Origin of the sequence: Ensifer sp. 4252, from assembly GCF_050434565.1 — a bacterium.
Classification (GTDB): Bacteria; Pseudomonadota; Alphaproteobacteria; order Rhizobiales; family Rhizobiaceae; genus Ensifer.
Window position 1 is genome coordinate 110,051 of sequence record NZ_JBNDIU010000023.1, and the last position, 6,350, is coordinate 116,400.

General features: G+C 59.3%; 7 protein-coding genes and 1 pseudogene. All 8 read left to right on the forward strand.

The annotated features are described in order from the left end of the window. Positions 1-354: 354 nt before the first annotated feature. Positions 355-927 (forward strand): S-(hydroxymethyl)glutathione synthase, encoded by a 573-nt coding sequence (gene gfa, locus ABIE33_RS29540; RefSeq protein WP_429131679.1) that lies wholly within the window; start codon positions 355-357, stop codon positions 925-927. A 153-nt stretch (positions 928-1,080) separates the two neighbouring features. After that, positions 1,081-1,647, forward strand: coding sequence for a TetR/AcrR family transcriptional regulator (locus tag ABIE33_RS29545; protein WP_429131681.1), 567 nt, complete (start codon positions 1,081-1,083; stop codon positions 1,645-1,647). Between the two features lie 51 nt (positions 1,648-1,698). Then, positions 1,699-1,893: pseudogene (locus ABIE33_RS29550) on the forward strand (quinone oxidoreductase); the annotation flags it as partial. Positions 1,894-2,324: 431 nt separating this feature from the next. After that, positions 2,325-3,014 carry a helix-turn-helix domain-containing protein gene (locus ABIE33_RS29555; RefSeq protein ID WP_429131682.1) on the forward strand — a complete coding sequence of 230 codons (690 nt, stop codon included), beginning with the start codon at positions 2,325-2,327 and terminating at the stop codon, positions 3,012-3,014. Between the two features lie 63 nt (positions 3,015-3,077). After that, the gene (locus ABIE33_RS29560; RefSeq protein WP_429131684.1) at positions 3,078-3,950 is read left to right on the forward strand and encodes a helix-turn-helix domain-containing protein; all 873 of its coding nucleotides are present in this window, start codon (positions 3,078-3,080) and stop codon (positions 3,948-3,950) included. A gap of 69 nt (positions 3,951-4,019) precedes the next feature. Beyond that, positions 4,020-4,928 carry a helix-turn-helix domain-containing protein gene (locus ABIE33_RS29565; protein ID WP_429131686.1) on the forward strand — a complete coding sequence of 303 codons (909 nt, stop codon included), beginning with the start codon at positions 4,020-4,022 and terminating at the stop codon, positions 4,926-4,928. A 416-nt stretch (positions 4,929-5,344) separates the two neighbouring features. Continuing rightward, complete coding sequence (locus ABIE33_RS29570; protein WP_429131688.1) at positions 5,345-5,608, forward strand: XapX domain-containing protein; 264 nt, start codon at positions 5,345-5,347, stop codon at positions 5,606-5,608. 92 nt (positions 5,609-5,700) lie between these two features. After that, positions 5,701-6,350, forward strand: a 650-nt coding sequence (locus ABIE33_RS29575) for an amidohydrolase family protein (RefSeq protein WP_429131706.1), incomplete at its 3' end; no start/stop codon positions are given.

Below are 6,350 nucleotides of genomic sequence, written 5' to 3' on the forward strand. Positions count from 1 at the left end.
CGACCGCGCGATCCGACATCGTCATAGTGGTGGAAAGAAGTACTGCCGATATCTCGGGGTTGTCCGCGTCAGTGACGAGCAGAAGATCCAGCGCCTTCAGGGGGCTGGCAATGCCGACACTCACCTATTTTCGATTGTGCGCCTGAAGGACCTCTGCTCAAACAGCGATTTCGCATCTCCGTAAGCGCGTTACCCGCGTCCAAGTGTTATCATCTGCCGATCCTCGTGGAGGGCAAATCTTAGTGAGACCGCCCGCGTCCCTATCCCGCATCTAAACGGGAGGGGCGGTTCGCCGCGGGAAGCGCAGAAATCCGCCGCTCACATTGTAGCGGTCCAACGTGGGAGGGAGAAGCTATGAGTAGAATTGCGATACATCCTGCCGTCGACACCGGCTTCAAGGCAACCGGTGGGTCTTTCTCGGGAGGGACCCTCGTCTGCAACTGTAGCAGCAATCCGGTCCGGGTCCGAGTAAGTGGCGACATCGCGCACAACCACGCGTGCGGCTGCACGAAATGCTGGAAACCTGAAGGGGCGGTATTTTCTGTTGTCGCCGTTGCCCCTACGGACAAGATCGAGGTTCTGGAGAACGGTGACAAGCTGGCAGTTGTCGATCCTTCGGCCCTCATCCAACGGCGTGCCTGCACGGAGTGCGGCGTACATATGTACGGTCCGGTCGAACGGGACCATGCCTTCAAGGGTCTGTCATTTCTTCATCCGGAGAGGTTTGAGGAGGATGGTTGGGCTGGTCCCGGTTTTGCGGCTTTCGTCTCCTCGATCATCGAAAGCGGTTATAACCCGGATGAGATGACCGCCGTTCGTGCTCGTCTGAAAGAGCTTGGCTTGGAGCCTTATGACTGTTTGTCCCCTGGCCTTATGGATTTCCTAGCGACTTGGACCGCCAAGAAGAACGGCGTCCTTGCGCAATGAGGCAGAAGCGGCCCGATCGAAGACAGCTATCCAAGGCTTGGCCGGAACCGACCTCGACCGAGTGAGGTCACCGTCAAAGCTCCAAAGGAGATATCAGAGCGTTCGCCATGCTCTTTTCTTGATAGATCGTTCCAGAATGCCTAAGTCACATATATGGCGAGGACAAAGGAATTCGATAGAGAGCAGGCGCTGGATGACGCCATCGAGGTGTTCCGCGAACGCGGTTTCGAGGGCACGTCCACCCAAATGCTCGTCCATGCGATGAAAATTGGCCGGCAAAGTCTTTATGATACGTTTGGTGACAAGTGGAAGCTTTACTGCCTTGCTGTGGAACGCTACGCCGCCGCGGAAACGGATGCTCACATCGCCATGCTGCGCGGTGCGCCGCGTGCCCAGGACGGCATCCGGGCGATGATGGAGCGAGTGGCTGAAAATGCTTCCCAGGCCTGTCTAGGCGTGAACTCGATCTGCGAGTTCGGCCAGAGCCGACCTGACCTGACGGCAATTCATCAGGCTGCTGATCGGCGATTGAAGCAAGCCGCCGAGCAACGCATCACCGAGGCTCAGGCCGAAGGGGATCTGGACGCAACGCTCTTCACGGACGAGGCGGCCGATTTCCTCTTCGCGAATGTCGCCGGCATCCGTATCGCTGCGCGCGGCGGCGCGGGACCAGGAGAGCTCAAGACCCTTGCCAGGATCGCGCTTCGGGCGCTGACGTGAGGATTAAATTTTTTGTGCATTTCTGGAATGATCAGTCAAGAAAGGAAGATCATGAAAGCCGTGGTTATGAATGAGATCGGTGGCACCGACGTGATGGCATATGTCGACCTCCCCGACCCGGTCGCTACACCGGGACATGTAGTGGTCGAGGTCGCCGCTGCAGGCGTGAACTTCATGGATATCGGTGTGCGCCAGGGCATGGCATGGACAGACAGGCCCAACCCGAAAATTCTCGGCGTCGAAGGTGACGTAGCCACTGCTAGTTTTTTGGAGAATTGGATCGACGACGGCGAACAGCGGATCTGGTTTTTGTTCGAAATTCTCCGGGGCACGAACGCTTAGCCATACGAGCAACAGCCGGTGCCAAGGGTTATCCTCGTTGCGGGAGCCCAGCCTGTTCCGGCTCCGCATCGATGTCGATCTCTGCAATTCTCGTTCACCCGAAGTCCCCGCACGCAAGATGCGGAACACACCGAAGTCGCGTTGCACGCGGGCCGAGGCTGGAATAAGGTTGGGGAATGGATCCGACTTCGTGTCGGTAGGTTCGTTCCACAGAAGTCGCCAGAGATTGTCGCTTGAGCTTACATAGTAGAGACATGGCATGCGTAGGCGTCTGCTTCGGGACGCCAGAAGCCCCCTGCCTGACCACGGTCCCGATCCGCGCCGCGAGCTTTTCCGTGACCAGCATTTTCCGGGAGCTTGGGGAACGTGAGGCGAATGACGTTCGACTGCCGGCCTGTGAGTCCTACTTCCTCATGCTCTATCTGGAGGACGCCGAACACGCCGACATCCGCTCGGACGGTTCCTGCACTCCGGTTCGCCGCTTTGGGCGCGGCACGGTCTGCCTCGTCGATCTTGCAGACGGGGCGGCCATTCGCCTCAACAGTCGACTGCGTTCGCTGGCTTTCGTGCTACCCAAGACCCTGCTCGGCGAGACTGCGGAGCTATCGCCGGACACAGAACAACGCCGCCTCGTGTGCCGTCGTGGCGAGCCGGATTCGGTGATCCACAATCTCGGCACGGCGCTACTGGCATTTTTTTCCGGTAACGGAAAGGCGCCTTCGCCGGCGCCGCTGCGGCCCGTGGCAGTCGCCATCTGCGCCCACCTGCTGCATCGGTATGGCGAGCCGATCGAGACGAGCGGTGGAGAGGCGCCAGGCGGGGACCCTCGGGAAGATTTCGGTGCCGCGCTATTGCCAATGGCCACGCGGATCGACAGGGCGAAGGCGTATCTCGCCAATCATGCCCTGTCGCTGGAGGACATTGCCTACGTGTGTGGATTCGGCGACCTTGAACATTTCGAAAGGGCATTTGCCGGCGAAACGGGCGTTACGCCTTCGGCCTGGTGGCGCGCGAGCCTCCATTAGTCCAATTGCTTCAACGAAGAAAATTGGGCAATCTTTCGGTCGCCTGCTAATTGGGAGTGCATGATGTATAGGGAGTCCGCCAACAGCCCGGAGCCGGACGCCATTCGCCGATCGATCGTCGATGCATCTCCAATCTCCATCATACGGCTAAGATCCGATCGAGAAGACCTGGCACCGAGCCCGGCCAACACGCGCGATGAGGCATTCAACATTATCACGCAATTGCGCGATTTCCGGTTACACCGGCTTTGGCGCGGTAAGACACTAGTCTTCGAAGGCGGCCATCTCAAAGGCGCTCTTGCCATCACGGACCTGCGCGAGGAATGGCGCTGCCATCATCTTTCGCCCTTCGACAATGTACGATTCCACCTTCCCTTTTCGCACGTGCGCGACTTCGCCACCGAAATCGGACGGCCCGAACTCCTAACTCTTAAGTGCCCGCCCGGCACAATGGACACAGTCATTCTCGGACTCGCCCACGCCCTACTGCCCGCGCTTGAACGGCCGAGACAGGCCAGCCGACTGTTCATCGATCAAGTCACCCTCGCCATCGTGACGCATCTGGCGCAGAAATATGGCGGATTGTACTTTCCGGGCGAGCGTAAGGGCACTCTCGCCCCCTGGCAGGAAAAGCGCGCACTAGAGTTCATGGCCGCGCGGCTCGATGGGCACTTGTCCATCATGGAACTCGCAGAAAACTGCCAGCTATCGCGAAGCTACTTCATACAGGCCTTCAAGACGAGCTTTGGCCGCACGCCATTACGTTGGCTTATCGAGTACCGCATAGCCATTGCCAAAGAATTGCTGCTACAAGAGTTGCCAATCGCCGAAATCGCCATTCGCTGTGGTTTTGCCGACCAGAGCCACCTGACCAGAAGCTTTTCCCTAGTAGCCGGCATCACGCCCGCCCGTTTCCGGCGTGAGAGGCGTCCCTGAGTCTGCTGCTGACCAAAACGGAAGCAGACGTTAGGCTGCATGAACGCAAAGCTTGCAAAGGTACGTACGATGAATAGATCTCCGGCCCCAGCCATCTCTTCACACGACAGTCTGGGTTGTCGCATCTCTCAACTCGAAGAGGAGCGACGTATTGACGGCGCCGGCATTACCTTCCACCGCAAGAAAGCGACCACCGCTCCTGTCGAGGTGTGTACTCCAGCCTGCGACCGAGGCTTTCTCCTCGGCCTCTCGCTTGCCAGCGGCCATCGGCGGCGGATCTTTCACGAGCATCATTCGACCGTCCACGATTTTGCAGAGCATGCCGTCTACCTGCGTAACTTCCAGGACCCCTACCGTGCCGAGCTTACCGGCTCGTTCGATTTCTTCCTCATGGAAATCGGACAAGATGCCGTCGAGCGGGTGGCGGACAGCGCCGATCTGGTTGGGGTGACCGAGCTTCAAGCTAGCGGAAATGAGCCCGATCCGGTTCTTGCCGGCCTTGCTGGCGCTCTCTTCGCTGCGACAGTCGACTCGTCGGGATTGAGCGCGCTTTTGGTCGACCAGCTATCGGTCGCGATTGGGATCCATGTCACGCAGCGATACGGGAATGCGCGACAGGGGGCGTCTGCTTCTGTCAGGAGCAAGGGGCGCCGCATATCCTCGCGCTCACTGAGGACGATCCAGGATATGATGCATGACCGGCTCGACGACGACCTTACGATCGGGGAACTGGCGCTCGTATGCAATATATCGCAGGCCGTGTTCTTGCGCGCGTTTCGCGAAACGACGGGAACGACACCCTATCAATTTCTCACGCAGGCACGCGTCAATCGGGCCCGCGACCTGCTCGTCTCCTCGCCGTTGCCAATCGCCGAGATTGCCATGGCCTGCGGCTTTGCCGACCAAAGTCACTTCACACGGGTCTTCTCGCGCGTGGTCGGAACCACGCCGGCTTACTGGCGGCGCAACCAGCGATAATTGAAGGCTGAAGCCCTGGCGGGCGTAGAGTTCCTCCTCGTTGCGTAAACGGTAGAATCTTCAAAAGGCAGACATTCCGGACAAGAAACTACAGCGGAATAGAAGCAATATCGGAGAACCAGTCCCGCAACCGGCAATAGATCAGGGAGAAGCCGATGATCCTGGCATCACGCCACCGTCCTCCAGCCTTCTGATCTCACCCAACTTTGCTCCCTCCTCCCGATCGGCAGCCAGTTCATTGATCCGTCACCTTGCGGACGACTAGTGGCGAACGCGTTCTGGTCACGAGCTCGCACCAGACATTTTGTGCCTGGCGCGCTTTAGGAGCATTCGGCGCCGCATTTCTGCGGCGTGCCGCATGCCAGTCCTCCCCGCCCCTAAGGATGGGCATTCGATCGACGACGAAGGATTCGGAGATGAAAATCTATCTGCTCGCACTTGGTGCTGGCCTGCTCGTAGGCGTGATCTATAGCCTTCTGAACGTCCGTTCGCCGGCTCCACCGGTGGTAGCGCTGGTCGGGCTCCTCGGCATTCTCGTGGGAGAACAGCTCGTGCCGCTGGCTAGGTCCTACTTCCAGCGCACCCCGGTAGACCATTCATGGCTGCACCATCAAGTCAAGCCGCATGTCTTTGGTCAGATGCCAAAGCGTGGCGATTCTACTGACAGGAAACAAGCATGATGCCGACCCGCCGCAGTTTTCTCGGTGCGACCGCTGCCGCCCTGACCTTGGGTGGCGGAGTCGCCACGCGTGCTCAACAGGAGACCCGTTCGATGACGCCCGACCTGATCCTCCACAACGGCCTTGTCACCACGCTTGACCGCACCAATCCCAGCGCCACCGCAGTTGCGATCAAGGACGGTCTGTTCATGAAGGTCGGCACCGACGGTGAGGTCATGGCCCTGGCCGGACCGGGGACGAAGGTGATCGACCTCAAAGGCAAACGGGTGCTGCCCGGCCTGATCGACAATCACACCCATGTCGTACGGGGCGGTCTGAACTACAATATGGAGCTGCGATGGGACGGGGTTCGTTCTCTGGCCGACGCGATGGACATGCTGAAACGGCAGGTGGCGATCACGCCTGCGCCGCAATGGCTGCGCGTCGTCGGTGGCTTCACCGAGCATCAATTTGCCGAAAAGCGTCTGCCGACGATCGAGGAGATTAACGCGGTAGCACCGGATACGCCGGTGTTCCTGTTGCATCTCTATGATCGCGCGCTTCTCAATGGCGCCGCTCTGCGCGCCGTCGGCTACACCCGCGACACGCCGAACCCGCCGGGCGGCGAGATCACCCGCGACGCTCAGGGAAATCCGACCGGTCTGCTACTCGCAAAGCCCAATGCCGGCATTCTCTATTCGACCCTTGCCAAGGGTCCGAAGCTGCCCTTCGAATACCAGGTCAATTCGACCCGGCATTTCAT